Source organism: Paraburkholderia sp. 35.1 (genome assembly GCF_050436525.1).
GTDB lineage: Bacteria > Pseudomonadota > Gammaproteobacteria > Burkholderiales > Burkholderiaceae > Paraburkholderia > Paraburkholderia tuberum.
The window spans coordinates 644,324-663,630 of sequence record NZ_JBNDMJ010000003.1 but is presented as its reverse complement, the minus strand read 5'-3'; the positions used below and the strand labels follow the sequence as shown (position 1 = coordinate 663,630).

The 19,307-nt window shown below is 57.9% G+C and carries 13 protein-coding genes and 4 pseudogenes; 14 read left to right on the top strand and 3 right to left on the bottom strand.

Translation table 11 applies throughout. The annotated features are described in order from the left end of the window. Positions 1 to 8: 8 nt before the first annotated feature. The 5 genes from OKW27_RS23045 to OKW27_RS23025 all read left to right on the top strand — a co-directional run bounded on the left by OKW27_RS23045 (position 9) and on the right by OKW27_RS23025 (position 6,003). A complete protein-coding gene (locus OKW27_RS23045) occupies positions 9 to 1,562 on the top strand; it encodes a sugar ABC transporter ATP-binding protein (protein WP_429334987.1) in 1,554 nt (517 codons plus the stop codon). Continuing rightward, positions 1,563 to 2,813, top strand: a complete 1,251-nt coding sequence (locus tag OKW27_RS23040) for an ABC transporter permease subunit (protein ID WP_429334986.1) — start codon at positions 1,563 to 1,565, stop codon at positions 2,811 to 2,813. A gap of 29 nt (positions 2,814 to 2,842) precedes the next feature. Then, positions 2,843 to 3,715 carry an SMP-30/gluconolactonase/LRE family protein gene (locus OKW27_RS23035; RefSeq protein ID WP_429334985.1) on the top strand — a complete coding sequence of 291 codons (873 nt, stop codon included), beginning with the start codon at positions 2,843 to 2,845 and terminating at the stop codon, positions 3,713 to 3,715. A 377-nt stretch (positions 3,716 to 4,092) separates the two neighbouring features. Beyond that, the gene (locus OKW27_RS23030; protein ID WP_429334984.1) at positions 4,093 to 4,881 is read left to right on the top strand and encodes an SDR family NAD(P)-dependent oxidoreductase; all 789 of its coding nucleotides are present in this window, start codon (positions 4,093 to 4,095) and stop codon (positions 4,879 to 4,881) included. A gap of 150 nt (positions 4,882 to 5,031) precedes the next feature. Next, a complete protein-coding gene (locus OKW27_RS23025; RefSeq protein WP_429334983.1) occupies positions 5,032 to 6,003 on the top strand; it encodes a quinone oxidoreductase family protein in 972 nt (323 codons plus the stop codon). A 134-nt stretch (positions 6,004 to 6,137) separates the two neighbouring features. Here the strand turns inward: OKW27_RS23025 and OKW27_RS23020 are convergent, their stop codons facing one another. Beyond that, positions 6,138 to 7,007: an IclR family transcriptional regulator gene (locus OKW27_RS23020; protein WP_429334982.1), complete on the bottom strand. Its 870-nt coding sequence runs from the start codon at positions 7,005 to 7,007 to the stop codon at positions 6,138 to 6,140. A 364-nt stretch (positions 7,008 to 7,371) separates the two neighbouring features. Between OKW27_RS23020 and OKW27_RS23015 the strand changes: the two are divergent. Then, positions 7,372 to 7,875: pseudogene (locus OKW27_RS23015) on the top strand (IS4 family transposase); the annotation flags it as partial. A gap of 61 nt (positions 7,876 to 7,936) precedes the next feature. Here the strand turns inward: OKW27_RS23015 and OKW27_RS23010 are convergent. Beyond that, positions 7,937 to 9,072, bottom strand: a protein-coding gene (locus tag OKW27_RS23010) for an IS3 family transposase (RefSeq protein WP_429334981.1) whose coding sequence is annotated in 2 segments (ribosomal slippage) — positions 7,937 to 8,808 and positions 8,808 to 9,072 — 1,137 coding nt in all. Because the reading frame shifts where the segments join, the coding sequence is not laid out codon by codon here. 89 nt (positions 9,073 to 9,161) lie between these two features. Between OKW27_RS23010 and OKW27_RS23005 the strand changes: the two are divergent. From OKW27_RS23005 to OKW27_RS22970, 8 genes and pseudogenes are all read left to right on the top strand, one after another. After that, positions 9,162 to 10,010, top strand: a pseudogene (locus OKW27_RS23005) (IS4 family transposase); the annotation flags it as partial. 606 nt (positions 10,011 to 10,616) lie between these two features. Continuing rightward, positions 10,617 to 11,942 (top strand): MFS transporter, encoded by a 1,326-nt coding sequence (locus tag OKW27_RS23000; RefSeq protein ID WP_429334980.1) that lies wholly within the window; start codon positions 10,617 to 10,619, stop codon positions 11,940 to 11,942. A gap of 178 nt (positions 11,943 to 12,120) precedes the next feature. Beyond that, positions 12,121 to 13,752 (top strand): GMC family oxidoreductase, encoded by a 1,632-nt coding sequence (locus OKW27_RS22995; protein ID WP_429334979.1) that lies wholly within the window; start codon positions 12,121 to 12,123, stop codon positions 13,750 to 13,752. 259 nt (positions 13,753 to 14,011) lie between these two features. After that, entirely contained in the window at positions 14,012 to 14,812 is an 801-nt protein-coding gene (locus OKW27_RS22990; RefSeq protein WP_429334978.1) for a hydroxypyruvate isomerase family protein, read from the top strand. 345 nt (positions 14,813 to 15,157) lie between these two features. Next, positions 15,158 to 16,405 (top strand): SDR family oxidoreductase, encoded by a 1,248-nt coding sequence (locus OKW27_RS22985; RefSeq protein ID WP_429334977.1) that lies wholly within the window; start codon positions 15,158 to 15,160, stop codon positions 16,403 to 16,405. A gap of 292 nt (positions 16,406 to 16,697) precedes the next feature. Then, a pseudogene (locus OKW27_RS22980) lies at positions 16,698 to 16,832 on the top strand (aldehyde dehydrogenase family protein); the annotation flags it as partial. Next, a complete protein-coding gene (locus OKW27_RS22975; protein WP_429334976.1) occupies positions 16,795 to 17,097 on the top strand; it encodes an aldehyde dehydrogenase family protein in 303 nt (100 codons plus the stop codon). The pseudogene OKW27_RS22980 and the gene OKW27_RS22975, both read left to right, overlap by 38 nt. Before the next feature lie 157 nt (positions 17,098 to 17,254). Beyond that, a complete protein-coding gene (locus OKW27_RS22970) occupies positions 17,255 to 18,418 on the top strand; it encodes a multidrug effflux MFS transporter (protein WP_429336584.1) in 1,164 nt (387 codons plus the stop codon). Between the two features lie 139 nt (positions 18,419 to 18,557). Here the strand turns inward: OKW27_RS22970 and OKW27_RS22965 are convergent. Beyond that, positions 18,558 to 19,290, bottom strand: a pseudogene (locus tag OKW27_RS22965) (IS6 family transposase). Between the last annotated feature and the right edge of the window lie 17 nt (positions 19,291 to 19,307).

Below are 19,307 nucleotides of genomic sequence, written 5' to 3'. Positions count from 1 at the left end.
GAGACGCGATGACGATGACAAACGACGCCACGCTCATGCGGCTTGAGCAGGTGGCCAAGGTTTTTCCAAATGGCACCGTGGCGCTGCGCGGTGTAGATCTCGCCATCGAGCAGGGCAAGGTTCACGGTTTGCTCGGGGCGAACGGCGCAGGCAAGTCTACGTTGATCAAGATTCTGTCGGGCGCCTTCTCCGCCACGGGCGGTCAGATCTTCTGGAAGAACGCAGCAGTCCAATGGACGACTCCGAAAGAAGTGAAGGCAATGGGTGTGGCGACGATTCATCAGCACATCCCTGTCGTTCCCACACTATCCGTGCTGGAGAATGTATTCCTCGACGAGGATCGGGGCTGGCGTCGCTCAGGCTCGTCGCGACGAAGACTTGACGAACTTTTTACCCGGGTCGGCTACTGGCTCGATCCAGATGCGCTGGTCAATGATTTGTCCATCGGGCAGCGGCAGATGGTCGCCATCTTCCAGGCAGTGGGAAGCGGCGCGGAGCTGATCGTGATGGACGAACCAACGGCCTCTCTCGCGACGGACGAACGGGAGGTGGTCTATCGCACGGTACGCCGACTCGCGAAGGTCGAGAACAAAGCGATCCTTTTCGTCTCGCACTTTCTGGACGAGGTCATGGCACTCACCGATTGCGTGACCATTCTGCGAGACGGTCAGGCTGTGATGCGCGCAGAAACCGCGGACCTTGATGAAGCACGGATTGCCGAGGCCATCGTCGGCCGGCAGATCGTCGCGATGGTGCGCGCCGAGCATAAAAGATTGCCAGATGCGGCGCCAGTCGTGCTGGAGCTTCGGAACCTTGCTTCCCCGGGCAAGCTTGCACCGTTCTCGTTCAAGCTGAAGGCTGGGGAGGTGCTCGGTGTGGCTGGGCTGCTGGGTTCGGGGCGAAGCGAATTGATGCATGCCATCTTCCGCGCGGACCGGGATGCCACCGGAGAGGTGCTCGTTACCGGTCGCGCAATTCCGCGCTCGACTGCGGCGGCGGTAAAGGCGGGAATCGCATTAGTTCCGGAAGACCGGGTGGACCAGGGCCTGATTCCCGCATTTGAAATCTGGCGCAACACAACCCTGCCCGCTTTGAACGGTGTCTCAGCGGGAAATTGCCTGCCGCTGCGCGAGCGCGAAATCGAACGCGCAACCGAAGCAATTCAGCGGTTGAAGATCAAGGCCCAATCGCCGGACATCCTGGTCACAGAGCTCAGTGGCGGAAACGCTCAAAAGGTGACGATCGGCAAATGGCTGTTCAGCGACGCCAAGGTTTTCCTACTCGACGAGCCTACTGCCGGTATCGACATTGGTGCGAAGGCCGACATCTTGCGACTCGTGCGCGATCTTGCAGCCACGGGAATGGTCATTGTAGTCGTCTCTTCCGAGTTCGAAGAACTTCTGGCCGTCGCCGATCGGATCATCGTGATGCGCGACGGGCAATGCATCGCGGAACGCGCGGCTCACGAAACAACTGAGCACGAACTGGTTCTCCTTGCCGGTGGCCAGAGCGCAATTAACCCGAGCGCCGCGGCAACCAGCCCGCAGCCGAATGGAGAGTGAATGATCGTGACCAAGATATACCGTAATCCTTCAGTTCAATCGCCAGCCGAGGTAGGTCAAATGTCCAAGGTCGTTTTATCTGACGGTTTGCAGTCCGGCCCTCGAAAGCATATGACGGACTGGCGCCGAGTGGTCGGACTTCGTGAAATGGGCGTGTACTACGCGCTTGCACTGGTTGTTGTGCTGATATCAGTTGCCGCGGCATATACCGGCAGCGTCAACTACCTCAGTTTCCAGAACCTCGCGAATGTCCTTCAGCAATCTTCGCTGACAGCGATCATCGCGGTCGCGATGACCGTCATCCTCATCTCCGGGAATTTCGATCTCTCGGTGGCCTCCGTGGCCGCGCTTTCGGCGGCGGTCATGGTTGGACATGCCGACTCAATGGGTTTTGTCCCGGCGTGTCTGGTCGCGATGCTGGTAGCAATCGCAGCTGGTCTCCTGAATGGAGCCATTGTCCAGCTGCTCGGAATCAACGCGTTCATCGTCACCCTGGGAACGATGACTGCTTTGCGAGGAGTCGTGCTTCTCGTGACCGATGGCAGATCGCTTTCCGTGGAGAGCCCGCAGACGCTCGATGCAATGCGCGCTCTTGAGTCGGGGCGCTGGCCCATCGGCTCGGCACTCGTTGTCATCGGCGTGCTGCTGGCAATCGCAAGCGTGTATATGACGATGCGGGCTCGTCGCGCTGGTCGAGGTCTTCCGCCCGCGTCCGTGGGTATGGCGCTGGGCGCTGTCTGCCTGTTGGCGTTAGCCTGGTTCGGCGGACCCGAACTGGCGCTTCCGAAGGTCGCCATCTACATGCTCGCGTTTACCGGTGTGGTCTGGTTTGTCCTTACCTTCACGATTACCGGAAGGCGTCTGTACGCGGTTGGCGGTAATACCGAAGCTGCGCGGCTGTCGGGTATCAACGTGTTGCGCTACAAGATGGCTGCGTTTGTCCTTTGCAGTGCAGCGGCAGGTTTTGCCGGCATCCTGTTCGCGAGCCGTCTTCGGTCGGTCAATGCGGCGGCGCTGAGTGGCGCAGAGCTGACCGTCATTGCTTCGGCGATCCTTGGTGGGACTTCCCTGTTCGGCGGTGCGGGAAGCGTGTGCAAGACCGTGGCGGGTGCGTTGCTATTGTTCACGCTGACCAACGGCTTCAACATCCTGAACCTTGGCGTCAATTACCAGGGCGTGCTCGAGGGAACGGTCGTTGTTGCTGCCGCCGCGATATATACCGTCGGCGGGTCACGGCGCCGCAAGGCCTAAGCGGCTAGCGCTATCAACGGGAGAGAAAGATGCTGACCATCAATACGCCCAGAGAACATCGGCCAACGCTCTGGGCAGAGGACTTCATTTTCCTGGAGGGGCCACGTTGGCACGGCGACCGCCTCTGGGTTTCTGACGTGTTCGACAAAAAGCTATTCACGCTTGAGCAGGACGGGAGCCGAACGCTTGTGTGCGAAGTGCCGCATCGACCTTCGGGCATCGGCTTTCTTCGCAACGGGACGGTAGTGGTGGCCTCAATGCAGGATCGCAATATCATGAGATTGGTCGGCGCGGACCTATCGGTGCACGCCGACCTCAGTGAGCTTGCCACCGGCGACCTCAACGATATGCTGGTCGACGAGGAAGGCCGGATCTATGTGGGCAACTTTGGCTATGACTTCCACGGTGGCGCACCCAAGGCGTCAACGAACGTGCATATGGTCGAGCCCGACGGCGCAATACACGTTGCTGCAAGTGGGCTCGAATTCCCAAATGGGATGGCAATTATCAACGATGGTCGCACGCTAGTGGTCGCTGAGACCTGGGCGTGCAAGCTGACCGCGTTCGATCGCGCACCTGACGGCAGCCTGTCGAATCCGCGCCTCTTCGCCAATCTCGGCAATCGGGAACCAGACGGGATCTGTGCGGACACGTCAGATGGCATCTGGGTAGCTTGCTACAACACCGGCGAAGTCGTGCGAGTACTGGAAGGCGGTGAGGTGACTGACCGCGCATCGTGCGGCCGACACGTGAGCGCCTGCCAACTCGGCGGTTCAGACGGAACGACCCTGTTTTGCTGTGCCTATGTCGGAACCGATGAGGACCTGGAGGCAGGCAAGCGACTGGGGGCGATCTTTACTATTAGCGTTGACGCACCGGGTGTCGCCTTCGCTCGTCCGTGAGGGGTCTCACCGGCGCTGCCACTCTACTGACCACTGACCAACCGAGCCTTCACCCCTGCGCACGCCCTTGCGCTCATGAAACGCTTTGTGCGACACGAGTTACGGGAACGCTCAATGGTTCATCGGTTGCCCGTGTCGCATCCGAAGGTTGCGTCCAAATAATTGGCACTGCGGGCGTTGCGGTAGCGTTGCCGCCCCTGACGACAGCGGTTGCCAACAAGGACAGTACGCTGGGTATTGCGGGGACCAGCACGCAGTGCCAGTTCAACGTCGCGGTGGCCACGGGCTACTTAAACGAGGCAAGGTCCGCATTTTCATCAGCAACAACAGTCCGTCAGACTACTTCTGACAAATTGCCCAATGTGAAAGGAATTAATATGAATACGAGTTCGGCACTCAATCGATTTACATCGGTAAAGGATGCAGTAACTATTGTCACCGGAGCGGGCGGTGGCATCGGTAGAGCAACCGCACTAACGTTGGTTGCCGAGGGTTCACGGGTTGGCATCACAGATGTGAACGTCGACCTTCTGGAGGAGACTGCGCAGATGATAAAAGCCGCGGGGGGACAAGTGATTGCTACTCCCGGTGACATCGTCGACCCACAGACGATCGACAACCTCGCGACAAAGGTACTATCCACATTCGGATCCATCGATGGTCTTGTGAATAATGCGGGCATCGTGATGCCCAAGCCGATCCTGGACCATACCATCGAGGATTTTGACAGAATTCTGCATGTAAACACCTGGTCGTATCTGGTAACCGCGAAGCGAGTGGTGCCGGAAATGCGCAAGGCCAATCGCGGTTCGATTGTTAATGTTGCTTCGGTTGGTGCATTGGTAGCACTCCCTGAGCTCGGAGTCTATTGCGCATCCAAAGCCGCGGTGCTGGGTCTTACGCGCGTAATGGCCGTCGAGTTTGCGCCGAACATTCGCGTAAACGCTGTCTGCCCTGGCGGTGTCGATACGCCAATGGCAGCGGAGCACTTTAAACATTTTCCTAGCCGGGAGGCCGCGCTCGAGGTACTCGCGGGCGCACAGTTGCAAAAGCGCTATGCGGACCCGGTTGAACTGGCGAAAGCGATTGTGTTTGTGCTCAGCGCGGACGCATCTTTCATGACAGGCGCAGCAGTCCCTGTCGACGGAGGCTGGACCGCCTGGTAGGCGAAAAGATTCGTTAGTTGTGCGGTTCTGGTTGCAGCGACGCAATCAGAACTGCGCGGCGATCCGCACCTAAAGCGCGTGCTGTGCCCGGAGATCCGGGGCGACTTGCTTTGGAAACAACAGCAGAGAAAATGGAAAAGAGTTTGGCCAATGAAAGCAATACGTGTTCACAGTCAAGGCGCCCCGGATGTGCTTACTCTGGAAGACATTGGGATTGGACGGCCCGGCCCAGGAGAAGTCCTCGTACGCAACCGCGCAATCGGTGTGAATTTCGTCGATACCTATTTGAGAAGCGGTGCGTTTCCAGCACCGAATCTGCCTTTTATACCAGGCAAGGAAGCAGCGGGGGAAGTCATCGTAATCGGTCAGGACGTAGCAGACTTCGCTCCTGGTGATCGCGTGGCCTTTGTTGAAACGCTTGGCGCCTACGCCGAGCAGTCGATTGTTCCCGCACATTTCCTTGTTCGCCTCCCTGACGCCATCAGCTTCGAGACCGCGGCGGCTTCGATGCTCAAGGGGCTGACGGCGCAATATCTGTTGCGCCGGACCTTCCGGGTCGAAGAAGGGCAGACGATCCTCGTGCACGCTGCGGCCGGCGGTGTCGGCGTCATCCTTACGCAATGGGCCAAACATCTGGGCGCGAATGTCATCGGAACGGTCGGCTCGCCAGCAAAGGCGGAAATTGCCCGCCGAAACGGCTGTGACCACGTGATCGACTATCACGAGGAAGACTGTGCCGTGCGCGCCAGGGAGATAACCGCAGGTGAGGGCTGCCATGTCGTCTACGACGGTGTCGGCAAGGCGACATTCCCCGGTTCGCTTGATTGCCTCCGGCCCTTCGGTTATTTCGTGGGCTTCGGCTTTGCATCGGGAGCGATCCCGCCATTTGACATGAGACTTCTACTGGAAAAAGGTTCGCTCTTCGCCACATGGCCTGGGTTGACGATGCATCTCTCCAGGCGCACCGATGTGCTTTCGATGAGCCAGGAGCTCTTCGATGTTATTGCCAGTGGTGCTGTGAAAATCCACCCGCCCACACGATTGGCGTTGGGCGAGGCGGCAGAGGCGCATCGCAGGCTCGAGGCGCGGCAGACGACCGGAGCGACGGTGCTGCTACCGTAAGAAAGCAAGGCGGTCGCAACAGCGACCGATCAACCCTGTTCGCCCGGGAGCGGAAGGGCGTCGACCTCAACCTCAACGAAGGTGGCCGGCTGCTCGGCGGGTTGTCTTCCCGTAGCGCGGTATGCCTCGGTGGACTACCCGACAGCTCGCGCGGGACGATCGGCGCCGAAGCTGATGACTTCGATGCGCTCGCTCACCTGTTCTCCAGCGCGGACAACCGCCGCTACGCAACGCGCCTTCTCAGCACGGTTGAAGCGGTCCTCTGCGCCCGCGATACCGATGCTTCCGAGAATGTGTCCATCCCGGTTAAAGACCGGCGCGGAAATGCCGATGACTCCCGGATTGAACTCGCCAAATGTCATCACGTAACCATCGGATTTCATCTTCGCCAGATTGGTGCGAAAGGCGGACCAGTCCGATCCGAGTCCCGATGCCGCTATCGTGGGCCCGTGTTTCTTGAACAGACTTCGCAGTTGATGTGGACGGAGATACGGCAGAATAATTTTTGATGCGGCGCCCTGAAACAATGGGCGTGTTTGCCCGCGGGTGAACATGTTAGCAGGGCTGTTGGCCGTCAATTCTTCGCGCACGCAGAGGACCGAGCCACTGAACAAAGCGCATAAAAGAGCGGAATGGCCGGTTTCTGCTACCAGTTCCTTCATGACCGGTCCGCCGGCGATATAAAGCGGATCGCATTGCCGGATCTGTCGGTCCAATTCAACGATCCGCGGCCCGAGTATGTAGTAGCCATTCGAAACCGCTGCGATCAAGCCAACATCCGCAAGCGCTTTAATGTAGCGATAACCAGATGATCGCGACATACCGTGTGACTGGATCAGCGCTTCCGTCGACCAGATCGGTGAGGTGGGAGTGAACAGGTTGAGCAATCCCACCGTCCGAGCCAGGCTGTTCGACGCCCCTGCATCGGCGCCATCTGCCGCCGTATCTTCCTCTTCAGAAAGTACGGGATCTTCTTTTTTATTCAGCCGCTTGACTGTAGCCATGATATTCCGATCGCTCAGTTGCTTAATGCCGAAGGAACGCAGACATTAGACAGAACAAGGAATCGCTTTTCTCGCAATTCTCACCTGCTAGGATTTTAGCACAGCGCTTGCCGGCACGGCTGTGGCGTCACCCGATCGTTGCACCACAGCGGTTGCTTCGGGCGCCACGAGCGGGCGCCCCTTTTGCGTAAACGCAATCGGCCTGCCAGTTCATCAAGTGTACTAGTAGGCTCTAGTACGAATGGCACTTACTTAAGCCTACATGGAGGAGAAGACGCGGGTAAGAAAGGGAGGGGGCTGATCCAGGGATTGATACGATGGTTGTTACCAGGCAAACACCGTCTCATTCCAAAGATCAGCCCCCATGGATCGTAATGCACGAAGTCATCACAGGCAAACACGAAGCAGGGTTCAAAGCCGGGCGTGCAGGGCCCAGGCGGTAGACTACTTCAACATACTGACGAGCCCGGGGCTGTTGGGCATAACGGAAGCGTATTTGCCAGAACATCGGGAACGGCTGTATCCGCCGACGGTGACACTGTCGATGTTCATGCGCCAGGCGCTGGAAGAGGACGCCTCCTGTCAGAAGGCAGTCAACGGGTGGGCGGCGCAGCGAGCTGCCGACGGGCTGCGGCCCATGAGTGTGCGTACGGGAGGCTACTGCCGCGCTCGCGATGGTGCGGGAGTTGGCGCGCGAGACGGGGCGCCAACTGCATGAGCAGGCCGAGGCTGCCTGGAGGTGGCGCGGGCGCCCGGTCAAGCTGGCGGGATCTCGATGCCCGATACGCCGTCGAACCAGGCCCGTTTCCCGCAGTCCAGTGCTCAGGCCGAAGGAGTGGGCTTTCCATTGGCCTATCTGGTTGCGGTGAGAGGTGGCCTCGTTCGTTCAGACAGGATCTGCGAGTTTTTAAGTGGAATCGCTGAGGCAGTCAAGCTGCCGATTTTATCGCTGGCAGCGTCGCGAAGTATGCTTCATCCGGTGTCTGGTCGGCGAGCTTCGAATGAGGCCGGTTCTGGTTATACCAGTTCAGGTAATTGCCGATTGAGCGGCGGGCGTGGCTGACCGAGTCATATGCTTTCAGATAAACCTCTTCATATTTGACGCTGCGCCACACCCGTTCGACGAACACATTGTCACGCCAGGCACCCTTTCCATCCATGGACAGAAGAACGTTCCGGCTGAGTACCGCGTCGGTGAATTCGGTTGCGGTGAACTGGCTGCCTTGATCCGTGTTGACGATCTCAGGCAGCCCGTATTTCGCAAACGCTTCCTCCAGCGCCTCGACAGCATGGCAACTCTCCAGTGTGATCGCCACCCGGTGTGCCAGCACCCGACGGCTCGCCCGGTCCACTACGGCTGTCAGATAAACGAAGCCGCGCGCCATCGGGATGTAGCTCGTATCGAGTGCCCAGACCTGATTGGCCCGATCGATCTTCCTGTTGCGCAGCAGGTACGGCCAGATCCTGTGGGCCGCATGCTTGCGGCTCGTGTTGGGCTTGCGATACAACGCCTCGATGCCCATGCGCTTCATCAGGGTGCCGACGTGCCTGCGTCCGACCTTGATGCCTTCGCGACGCAGCAGCCGTGCCAGCATTCGCGCCCCTGCAAATGGATGCTCAAGGTGAAGCTCGTCAATCCGGCGCATCAATTTCAGATCCGCTTCGCTGACGCCACGCGATCGGTAATAGACGCTCGACCGGCTGATGCCTACCAGCCGGGCCTGCTGTGTCATCGGCAGGGCGTGATCACGATCGATCATCGCCTTACGCCCAGCAGTCCCGCCTTGCTGAGCGCGCTTTCTAAAAAATCGTTCTCCAGCGTCAACTGCCCAATCTTCGCGTGCAGCACCTTCACGTCAACGGGCGGTGCCGCCGACGCCGCGTTGCCCGCTTCGAACACATCGGCAACCCGCTCCTGCAGTTGCTTCTTCCAGTCCGTGATCTGGTTTGGATGGACATCAAACTGCTGGGCCAGTTCTGCCAGCGTCTTGTCGCCCTTAAGCGCCGCGAGTGCCACCTTTGCCTTGAACGCCGGTGAGTGTGTCCGTCGGTTTCGTTTCGTCATCTTCTGGTTCCTTGTCGCCGGCCATTATGACCGACTCACGCCCCAGCTTTTCCACTCAACGAACTGTCCGAATTCTCGGCGCCACCTCTGTGATCTGTCTGGCAAGCGGCGCAGTACTGGAGTCGGCGGTCGGAACTTACGCGGGCAAAGGCAGCGGGGAGCTGACGGCGTTTCGCATGCTGCAAGGCACGTTTCGCAAAGGTGACGTGATCGTCGCCGATGCCTTGTACTGCCACTACTTTCTGATGGCCTCAATGATCGCCGCCGGGGTGGACGTCGTGATGGAACAGCATGGGGCACGCCGCACCGACTTTCGGCGAGGCCGGTCCCTGGGCACGCGCGATCACATTGTGACGTGGCCCAAACCCCGGCAGCGTCCTGACTGGATGACGCATGAGCAGTACCAGGCCTTCCCCGATGAGCTGATGGTGCGCGAGTCCTGGCTGCATCACCGGGTGCTGGTCACCACGATGCTTGATGCACGCAAGACCAGCAAACAGGACCTCTCGCAGTTGTACGCCAGGCGCTGGAACGTGGAACTGGATCTACGTAACATCAAGACGACGATGGGCATGGATGTGCTGCATTGCCAGACTGCCCACATGAACGAAAAGGAGATCTGGGTCCATCTGCTGGCCTACAACGTGATTCGGCTGCTGATGGCTCAGGCCGCCAGTCACCATGCCACTGACCCGAGAACACTGAGTTTCAAACACACGGTGCAGTTATGGACTGAATGGCTGGCCAGAGGTCTGACGGCAACTCACAACCAGAGTCTCCTGTTCAACCTGATCACGCACTCTTGCGTTGGGAGTCGCCCCGGTCGCATCGAACCACGAATGCGCAAACGAAGACCGAAGTCCTACCCATGGCTGAAAGAGCCTCGTCACATCGCACGTGAGCGCGTCCAAAAATATGGGCACGCTCCACGGGCTTAAGTAAGTGCCATTCGCTCTAGTACATGACGGATACCTGGGCGACCCATGACCGCGGAAACACCTTGCACGTCCCGCGTCCCGAGGGTCTGGCCGGCCAAAGGAGGCCACGGGGTGCGTTTAGACGACGAACATTGAGGAAATCGTCGCTTTCATCTGCTCTGCGGGAGGTAGGTCGTCTACCCTTCCAAAACTATATCGGGGCAATCCCATCTAATAAGATTAGATGCGGGTTGCGCCTGGGGTTGGGAAATCGCGCGGAGGCAGGCCGGCGCTCCGTGACTCGAGAGCGCGCAAGCTTCCCGAGACCAGTCCCGCGCGTCTTGCGGGAAGCCTGCGTGTTCTGCCAACTGCTGTGGACAGCAAATACCCCGCCTGCGTTGCCGCTCCTCCACGCCATGCGCTCGCGCGGTTCTTCCTAGGGCAAACACTGTGTTGAAATAAATCTCATATAGCGGCATATTTATACAAACGCCGGTTGCCTGTTGCGCCCGAGTCGAAGTCGTGAGCCGTGCGGCGTTGAAGGTTCAAATGATTTGTTGCACGTTTTGTCGTTCCCGGCGCCGTAACAGATATGTCAATAGCGATCGCCATAGCGAGAGGAAACATATGATGAATACGCCCCCTTGGCGAAAGCTGATGGCCGGCTCCGTGGGAAACTTCGTTGAGCTATATGACTTCGCCGTCTTCGGATTTTCTGTACCTGTCCTTTCGACGCACTTCTTTCCCGGAAACAATCGAACCACTGCTCTTCTGAGCACGTTTGCTGTTTTTGCGGTTGCGTTCGTCGCCCGTCCACTCGGTGGTTTGATCTTTGGCTCAATGGCCGACCGAATTGGACGAGTCAAGGTGATGGCCATAACCGTTTGTCTGATGGCCTTGGGCACAGCAATTATTGGACTGCTTCCAACGTATGCTGATATCGGAATTGCGGCGCCGATGATGCTAGTCGGGTGCCGTCTACTCCAGGGGCTGGCCTTGGGCGGGGAGACTACCGGCAGTCAGAGCTACATTGTCGAATCAGCGCCGGACGACCGCCGCGGCCAGTGGGTGAGCTTCACACAGCTATTCGGCCAACTGCCGAACGCCATTGTCGCTGTCCTCCTGATTGCCGTCCAGGCTGTTGCAGGATCTGCGGCCTACGAGAGTGGTTTATGGCGGATTCCATTTCTGGCTGGCGGAGTAATCGGAATTGTCGGTTTCTGGATCAGGCGAAACATTGACGAGCCGGAGGAGTTCAAGCAGGCGACCAGAACAAGAGAGGATCGTAGCCCGCTGCGCGAAGCGATTCATGCTGGCGGTATAAAAGCCATGCTACGTCTGCTGATGATCATGCCGGTTTACTTTGCAGGTGCATACATTCTCTTTGGCTTTATGTATACGTTTCTGGTACGGATTGCGAAGCTCGATCCAACCACCGCGCTCATTTCCAATGCTATTTCGGTCGTCGTCCTTTGCTCGGTGATGCCGTTTGCCGGCATGCTGAGTGATCGCATCGGTCGAAAGCGTGTCATGTCCTTAGGCGCTGCGTGGCTGATGCTTACGGCGTACCCCGCCATTCATTTTGCGGCGTCGGGGACCTTCACCGGAGCCCTGCTTGGGCAAGTGCTGATAGGGATTGGCTTGGGAATAAACGGTGGCGCCAGCTACGTTGCCGCAGTGGAATTCTTTCCTACCTCGTTCCGAGCGACTGGGCACGCAATCTCCTACCAGGTTACCGTGGCGGTCCTCGGCGGAACAAGCCCCTTCATGGCCGCGTTACTTTCCCGTCTCTTGGGCACGCCCTTCGCCCCGGGGCTCTACCTCGCTTTCATTGCCGCAGCATGCCTAATCGCCACGCAATTTGTGCCCGAGACCAGGGGCGTCCGATTGCGTACGTCGGTTGACCCGTCGATAAATGAGTCGGATCAGATTGCACTACAGAAAGCACGCTAACCGCACTGGACTCGGTAATGACGAAGTGCGGGCCTTTTGAGGTCTCCAAGGACGAATTCGGAGGATCGACTGATTTCCGATATCACGACCGCGCCCGGAATCACAGCACGTCGGCACCTGCCGTTGTTTTTCTGTTTGCAACCCGAGCCGAGACAAGTTTCGCATGAGAGCTATCCAGATGGAAACGTACGACTACATCATCATAGGCGCTGGATCGGCCGGCTGCACTCTGGCGCGTGGGCTGACCGACAACCCGGACAACAAGGTTCTATTGTTGGAGGCGGGGCCGCCAGCTGACAAGTTTTGGATTAACACCCCCGCCGGTATGGCGAAGCTGTACTTCCACAATGACTTGAATTGGAATTACTTCACAGAGCCAATGCCTGCGTTACGCAATCGAAAGATGTACTGGCCGCGGGGCAAGACCTTGGGCGGTTCCAGTTCCATCAACGGGATGGTTTTTATTCGCGGGCATCGGAAAGATTTCGATAGCTGGAAGGCGCTGGGTAATCCCGGGTGGGGATATGACGATGTGCTGCCATATTTCAAGAAGATGGAGCACAACGAACGCGGCGGAGACGAGTACCGTGGGGCGGGGGGGCCGCTATGGGTCAGTGATCCGGTGACGAAAGTGCAGAGCTCGTTCGACTTTATCGAATCGGCTCGGCGCCTGGGCATTCCTGGCACGGAAGATTTGAATGGTGCGGTACATGACGGCGTGGGTTTCATGCAGCACACTATCCGGTCGGGACGGCGTTACTCGGCCTATACAGCGTTCGTCGATCCAATTCGCCACCGGAAAAACCTGACCATAAAGACTGGTTGCCTCGTTCAACGGATCCTGCTCGAGAAACATGTCGCCACGGGCGTCGAGGTGATCTGTGACGGCGAGCGAACAAATTTCGCGGCTGCAAAAGAAGTGATTCTGTCGGCGGGATCGTTAAATTCGCCACAGATACTCATGCTCTCCGGCATCGGACGTGGGGAAGAGCTGCAACGGCATGGGATACCGACGCTTGTCGAATCTCAGGGGGTTGGCCTCAATCTCCAAGATCATTTTTATGTGCACGGCAGTTACGACACGACCCCTGACAGTTCGTATAACCACGAACTGGGCGGGTTGAGGAAGTACTTGGAAGGTGCGCGTTACCTGCTTACTCATAAAGGCTACCTGGCGCTTGGATCTTCGCAGGTTGGGGCCTTTATAAAGAGTCGACCGGACGAAGACTATGCTGACTTGCAAATCAGCTTCAACCCCATGACGTTCACGTGGCATCCGAGTGGCGAAATTACTGTCGATAAAAAGCCGGGCATGCGCGTATCGGTTTATCTCTTACGACCGCGTGCTACCGGCGTGGTTTCCTTGCGTTCGGCGAATCCCGTTGACTCGGCCGTTTTCCAGCCAAACTTCCTGAGCAATGAAGATAACAACCGCGCGATGATCTCGGGTGTCAAAAAGATCCGCGAAATCATGGCAACGCAACCTGTTGCATCTCGGGTCATTCAGGAGCGAGTCCCCGGACCCGGCGTTAAGACCGATGACCAGATTCTTAACTGGATGGAAGAAACTGGAAACTCGGCGCACCATCAGGCGGGAACCTGCAAGATGGGCAGGGACAGTCTCGCGGTCGTTGACGAGCGTCTGCGTGTCAGAGGCGTCGAGCGACTGCGCGTTGTTGACGCTTCCATCATGCCTCACCTCACATCAGGTAATACGAATGCCCCGACGATCATGATTGGAACAAAGGCGGCGGATATGATCTGCGAGGACGCGGTGCCGCGTCGTGTGCTGCGAGCAAAAGCCGCATAAATGCAAGTGGCTACAGGTAAGCGGCAAATTTCATTGCATGGTGCAGCAGCACGCTGTGATTTCCAGGGCGACGGAATCTTTCTCGCGATCGAATGTAGCTACCGTCGGCGATGGCTTCAATCCGACCCCGCCGTCATCGCCCAGCTTAATCGCCGCTGGCGTCGGCGTCGTTCACCGGTTTTGACATAGGCCATGTTGCAGAATGTTTCTCACAGTTCGAAAAAATAGTGAGACCGGTTCCCTTGAACACCTTGGAGGAATGATGCTCGCTTCGGTTCACCTGACCTACGTCCTCGGAACGTTGCCTTTCGAACAAAGGTTCGCTGCCGCCAGAAAACTGGGCTTTCAGGCCGTTGAATTTCCATTCCCGTATTCGGTTCCCGCGAGAGACTACGCGCAGTTGCTCGCTGACCACGGACTTTCGCAGATCTCAATCGGCGCTCCTGCGGCGGACTATAAAGCTGGCATGCCGGCCTATTCGTTAACTCCAACGCTAAAGCCGCAGTTCGACCAGTCGATCAGTACGGTCATCGACTATGCAAAGGTCATCGGATGTTCGCGCGTTCACGTGTTCGCAGGATCACGGGCGCCGGACGTCTCGGAAGAGCTTGCCTTCGAGACGTATTGCCAGAACCTCGCCGAGGCGCACGACCGCCTTGAAGCGGAAGGGTTGGGTCTGGTCGTTGAACCAGTGAATTCGAGCGATTTCTCGGGCTACTTTCTGGATCGGCTGGATCTTGCCCTCAGAGCGATCGCCCGCGCAGAGCGGCCGGGGATCAAAATTATCCTTGACGTCTACCATGCACACGTCAATGGTGAAGATCCGGTTACTTTTCTACGGGACCATGGAAAGAGCGTCGCACATATTCAGCTAGCCGACTATCCCGGGCGCCACGAGCCCGGCACGGGCAAAGTTGATTTCGATCTTGTCTTTCAGACACTTCGTGACGTGAAGTACGGTGGCTCCGTGGGTTTAGAGTATGTCCCCACACGGTCAATCTTCGACGGCGTGCCGTTAGCGGCGGAGCTTGGCTTATCCGTGGCATCTGGTGCATCGTGAGGCGCACTGCGTACGTTGGGGCGCGCTACAAAGCAAAGTCGACATCGCCATCAAGCGTGGATGTGATCTCGTTCGCTATGGCGAACTGGCGGTGTTATGCGCTGAGCGTCAGGATATCCGCTCTGTTTGGCAGGGCCAATGGACTTGGGCCGAACCTGTTTCGCTTGCGAAGGCTCCTTGCACCTCTGTGTTTTTCGTCGTCAGCCAACTGCAGCGCGCAAAAGGATTATAACAAATCCTGTGCTGTGAGATAAAATGTGTTGGCGAGCTTGGTTTGCCAGCGGTTTGCGAGGACACTTTCCGATGGTCGTCAACCGTAAGATTGATATTTGCAAAGGAGCATCTATGTCGGCTTCCTCCGACTCGTCGCGCCATAGTTACGGCGCTGGATTAAAAGCGGACTCGATGCAAGAAGTGTTCACAATGACAGCGGAGGAACTGGAGGCCGGCCAGTCCGGGCATCTACCGGAACGCTCCACGTCGGGCGCCGTCTCCCAGAGAACTCACGAGACGCAAGGTGACCCTGAGGTGACCGCGCCGTCCACTGCTAGACGAATGGCAGTCATCGCGGGAGCAGGTGGCGTCGTAGGCGCGAGTCTCGCACGCACGCTAGTGCGCAAGGGCTGGGAGGTCGTCGGGCTCGCTCGGAGCCGCGTCGACATACCCGGCGTGCGCTGGTTAGGCGTGGACCTTACTGATCCACAAGACTGCCAGGCAAAGCTCGCTTCGCTGAATGAGGCGACGCACCTGTTTTGCGCGGCCCGCTACAACTTCGCGGAGGGAGGCCGCGAACCATTGGAAGAGAACTTGGCGATTGTGCGCAATGTGGTGGACACCCTTGATGACGCCGCGCCGGGGCTTCGCCATATTCACATGGTGCAGGGGATGAAGTATTACGGTTCGCATACTGGACCATTTATGACGCCAGCCAAGGAGAGCCATCCGCGCGGTGCCGTGCCCAACTTCTATTATCTGCAACAGGATTACGTCTCGGAGAAGCAGATCGGTGCTCGCTGGACCTGGTCAGTTAGCCGTCCTGACGCACTTTTGCACGCGGTACCGGGCATTCCGCGCAGTCTTGTCAGCGTCATCGCGGTCTATGCTCTGATCTGCCGTGAACTCGGACAGCCGTTGTCGTTTCCGGGCACTACGGAGGCCTACCATGCGATTTATGAATGTACTTCCGCCGACCACCTGTCGGAGGGACTGCTGTGGATGTGCGAAGCACCAACTGCGGCCAATCAGGCTTTCAATCTGATCAATGGCGACTACATCCGTTGGGCCAATCTGTGGCCGGTATTCGCGCGCTACTTCGATATGCCACTTGGCCCTGTGCGCACGACCACGCTGGCCGATGTTATGGCCGACAAGGGCCGGGTCTGGGACGCCATCGTCCAACGCGCTGGCCTGACGCCCATGCCATATGACCGCGTTGCATTATGGACTTATGCCGACTATATCTGGTCGCGCGGCTGGGACGTCATGGCAGACATGACAAAGATACGACTGCATGGCTTTCACCGGGTGGTCGATACAGAAGCAGAATTCATCCGTTTTTTCGACGAATTGCGGGCGCAGCGGATAATCCCTTAAGTTAGCGACGATACTGTCAGATCTCGCGCGCTGACAGTCGGCTCGTCGGTGATCTCATTCCTCTCTTGGTGGCCATGGGGTCTTCGCCAACTCGGGGCAGATATGTTTTGCCGGTACGCGGGTTTTCGTGCAGCGGCCAATCGAAGGAATTCTGCGCACGAGTCGCTGAGTTTGCGCGGTCAATTCGGGTTGGTCGCCGCTTTGACGTCGTTGTGCAACGGGACCATTGATTTCAGCGCGTGAACTGGAGTGGGTGATGTCCTATATTGAGCTTGGGTAGCAGGAAGGCGCCCGTTTGGTTTGCGGTGGAGAACGCCTTAAGGCTCCGTTCAAGACCGATTACTTCGTCACCCCCACAGTTTTCGCCGACGTCCACGACGAGATAAGGATTGCGCGGGAGGAGATCTTTTGTCCGTTCTTTCAGTGATTCCTTTCGATACCGCAGAAGAGGCAATGGCGCTTGGCAACCGGACCAATACGGGTTAGGCGGCGCCGTATGGACCAAAACTATTTCGACGGCATTGCGCGTCGTGAAATGGATTTACACGGAAATGATGTGGGTCAACTGCTACGGATTGATTGATCCACCGGTTGGTTTGGGAGGCACAAAGCACAGCGGATATGGCGCAGAGGGAGGGCGAGCGCACCTGGAAACTTACCCCTACAACAAGTGTGTCTACATCAACAGGTAAGCCGATGAGACCAAGCGGTTCCCAAATTCTGCACGTGGACATCAAGGATTCGGCCGACGCTCCGGTGAGGGTCGTTTCCAATGAGGCTTTGGAGAACGTAAAAGCCGTCGAGACCGAAGCGCAGAGCGAGCATTTTCAGGGTGGGCACAGCGTTCGCATTCTCGCGATTCTCACGGTGCTCATGGCCTTCGCGTCGATCTCGACCAATTTGTACCTGCCTGCCTTGCCGACGATGGCTCAAGCTTTGCATGCGAACGCCGGCTCGCTCGAATTAACGATTTCTGGATTTTTGGGTGGCTTTAGTGTTGGTCAACTGGCGTGGGGGCCGGCGGGTGATCGCTACGGTCGCAGATCTCCGATAGCCGTCGGCCTCGTACTCTTCGTTATTGGTTCGGTCGGTTGTGCCCTCTCGACGAATGTTGGAATGATTATCGGCTTTCGCCTGGTCCAAGGGGCTGGCGCTTGTGCCGGCGTCGTGCTCGCGCGTGCAATCGTACGGGATCTTTACGCTGGACCGCGCGCAGCGCAGGCGATGTCGATGCTGATGAGCGTGATGGCCGCTGTACCACTCCTTGGGCCAAGCCTGGGTATTTTTATTTTGCACCTTTCATCATGGCGCGCGATATTCTGGATACTAGCTGGCGTCGGGGTGATGACTCTCGCGTCTCTCCGGTTGCTCCCAGAGACGCTACCTAAGGAACGGCGAAACCGTGATCCGGTCGTGTATGCGTTTGCCGCGTACGGTGAACTTCTACGGCACTCAAGACTGCTTGGATACGCAGGTGCAGGCGGCTTTTTTTATGGCGGACTTTACGCGTTTATCGCTGGGGCGCCGTTTGCCTACATGACCTACTATCACGTGTCTCCGCAAGCCTTTGGGCTGCTATTTGGGGTGAGTGTTATAGGCATCGTTCTCACGAATCAGTTGAATTCACGCCTGATTCCGCTCGTGGGGAGCGATAGGCTAATGCAACTAGGAACCGTTGTCGCTGCTCTATCGGGCGTCTCACTCGCCGTGACGGCTTGGACCAAGATTGGCGGTCTCGCGGGACTGGTCGTCCCACTTTTTGTGTTTGCTTCGATGGCCGGCTTCATTGTGGCAAATTCGATCGCAGGAGCGCTTAATACCTATGTGTCGCGCGCCGGAGCCGTCTCGGCGCTTGTTGGATCTGTCCAATACGGCACAGGCATTTTCGGTTCAGCCCTCGTCGGGATTTTCGCGAATGGCACGCCAAAGCCTTTGGGGGTAGTGATTGCCTTGATGGCCGTCGGCAGTGCTATTTCGGGAGTGGCTCTCGTAAGGAAGAGACCATCACCGTGACGAGTACTTTGCTCTGCTTTGAGCGCTTAGGCGTCTGTAACGGTGACGTCGCTCGTTCCACAGATGGCTTTAATCAGTTGACATGGCTCTGTCAACTTGGCGGGCGTAAGGTACCTACGTAGCCAAAGCGTAGTTATCCTTATCGGATAACTTCCTCGACTGCGGCAATAACAGTCGAACCATGCCATGTGGCGAAGCGTTCTTTGAGTACGGCACGATACCATGCCGCGTCCATTTGATGTCTGGGCAACGCGAAGTGTTGCCGTATCGGTCCGAAGCATGAGAGGAATGCCTGCGTGCGACGCGCATCGCGAAAGCCGCACATCTGGCGTTCGCGCCTGCGGGTCGGCTGATGGCTGTTCTCGGCACGGTTGTTCACGCGTGCAGCCGCCTTGACGAAAACGTGCTTCCATGAGCGAGCTCAGGAATATCAGCCTTCGCCGCCGGATAGCTGCGCAGCTGGTCGGTAACGATCTTGCGCGGCACCGGTTTGAACGCAGCACCCGCCTGAAGAAGCGCTTTGCCGCAGCCTTGTCGCGCCGCTTTTGCACCTGCACGTCGAGTTCGGCACCATGCTCGTCGACCGCTCGCCACAATAGATACGGCTCGCCGCGCAGCGTCACGAACATCTCGTCCAGATGCCATATGCTCGCCGGCTTGCGTCGCGCCGCTTTTGCGCACTGTGCGAATCGAGCGCCGAACTTGTCGCATCAGCAACGGATCGTTTCGTACGTGACCACGACACCACGCTCGAGCAACAGCTCCTCGATGTCGCGCAGGCTCAGGCTGAACCGGAAATACCAGCGAACCGCGCAGCTGATGACCACGGCAGGGAAACGGTGGCCGTGATAAAGCGATTTTGTCTTCTTCATCACTTCATCCTACCGTC

What these genes read in the sequence shown, in the direction of transcription:
- OKW27_RS23045 (WP_429334987.1), top strand. Translation starts at nt 9, where the DNA reads ATGACGATGACAAACGACGCCACGCTCATGCGGCTTGAGCAGGTGGCC.
- OKW27_RS23040 (WP_429334986.1), top strand. Translation starts at nt 1,563, where the DNA reads ATGATCGTGACCAAGATATACCGTAATCCTTCAGTTCAATCGCCAGCC.
- OKW27_RS23035 (WP_429334985.1), top strand. Translation starts at nt 2,843, where the DNA reads ATGCTGACCATCAATACGCCCAGAGAACATCGGCCAACGCTCTGGGCA.
- OKW27_RS23030 (WP_429334984.1), top strand. Translation starts at nt 4,093, where the DNA reads ATGAATACGAGTTCGGCACTCAATCGATTTACATCGGTAAAGGATGCA.
- OKW27_RS23025 (WP_429334983.1), top strand. Translation starts at nt 5,032, where the DNA reads ATGAAAGCAATACGTGTTCACAGTCAAGGCGCCCCGGATGTGCTTACT.
- OKW27_RS23020 (WP_429334982.1), bottom strand. Translation starts at nt 7,007, where the DNA reads ATGGCTACAGTCAAGCGGCTGAATAAAAAAGAAGATCCCGTACTTTCT.
- OKW27_RS23000 (WP_429334980.1), top strand. Translation starts at nt 10,617, where the DNA reads ATGATGAATACGCCCCCTTGGCGAAAGCTGATGGCCGGCTCCGTGGGA.
- OKW27_RS22995 (WP_429334979.1), top strand. Translation starts at nt 12,121, where the DNA reads ATGGAAACGTACGACTACATCATCATAGGCGCTGGATCGGCCGGCTGC.
- OKW27_RS22990 (WP_429334978.1), top strand. Translation starts at nt 14,012, where the DNA reads ATGATGCTCGCTTCGGTTCACCTGACCTACGTCCTCGGAACGTTGCCT.
- OKW27_RS22985 (WP_429334977.1), top strand. Translation starts at nt 15,158, where the DNA reads ATGTCGGCTTCCTCCGACTCGTCGCGCCATAGTTACGGCGCTGGATTA.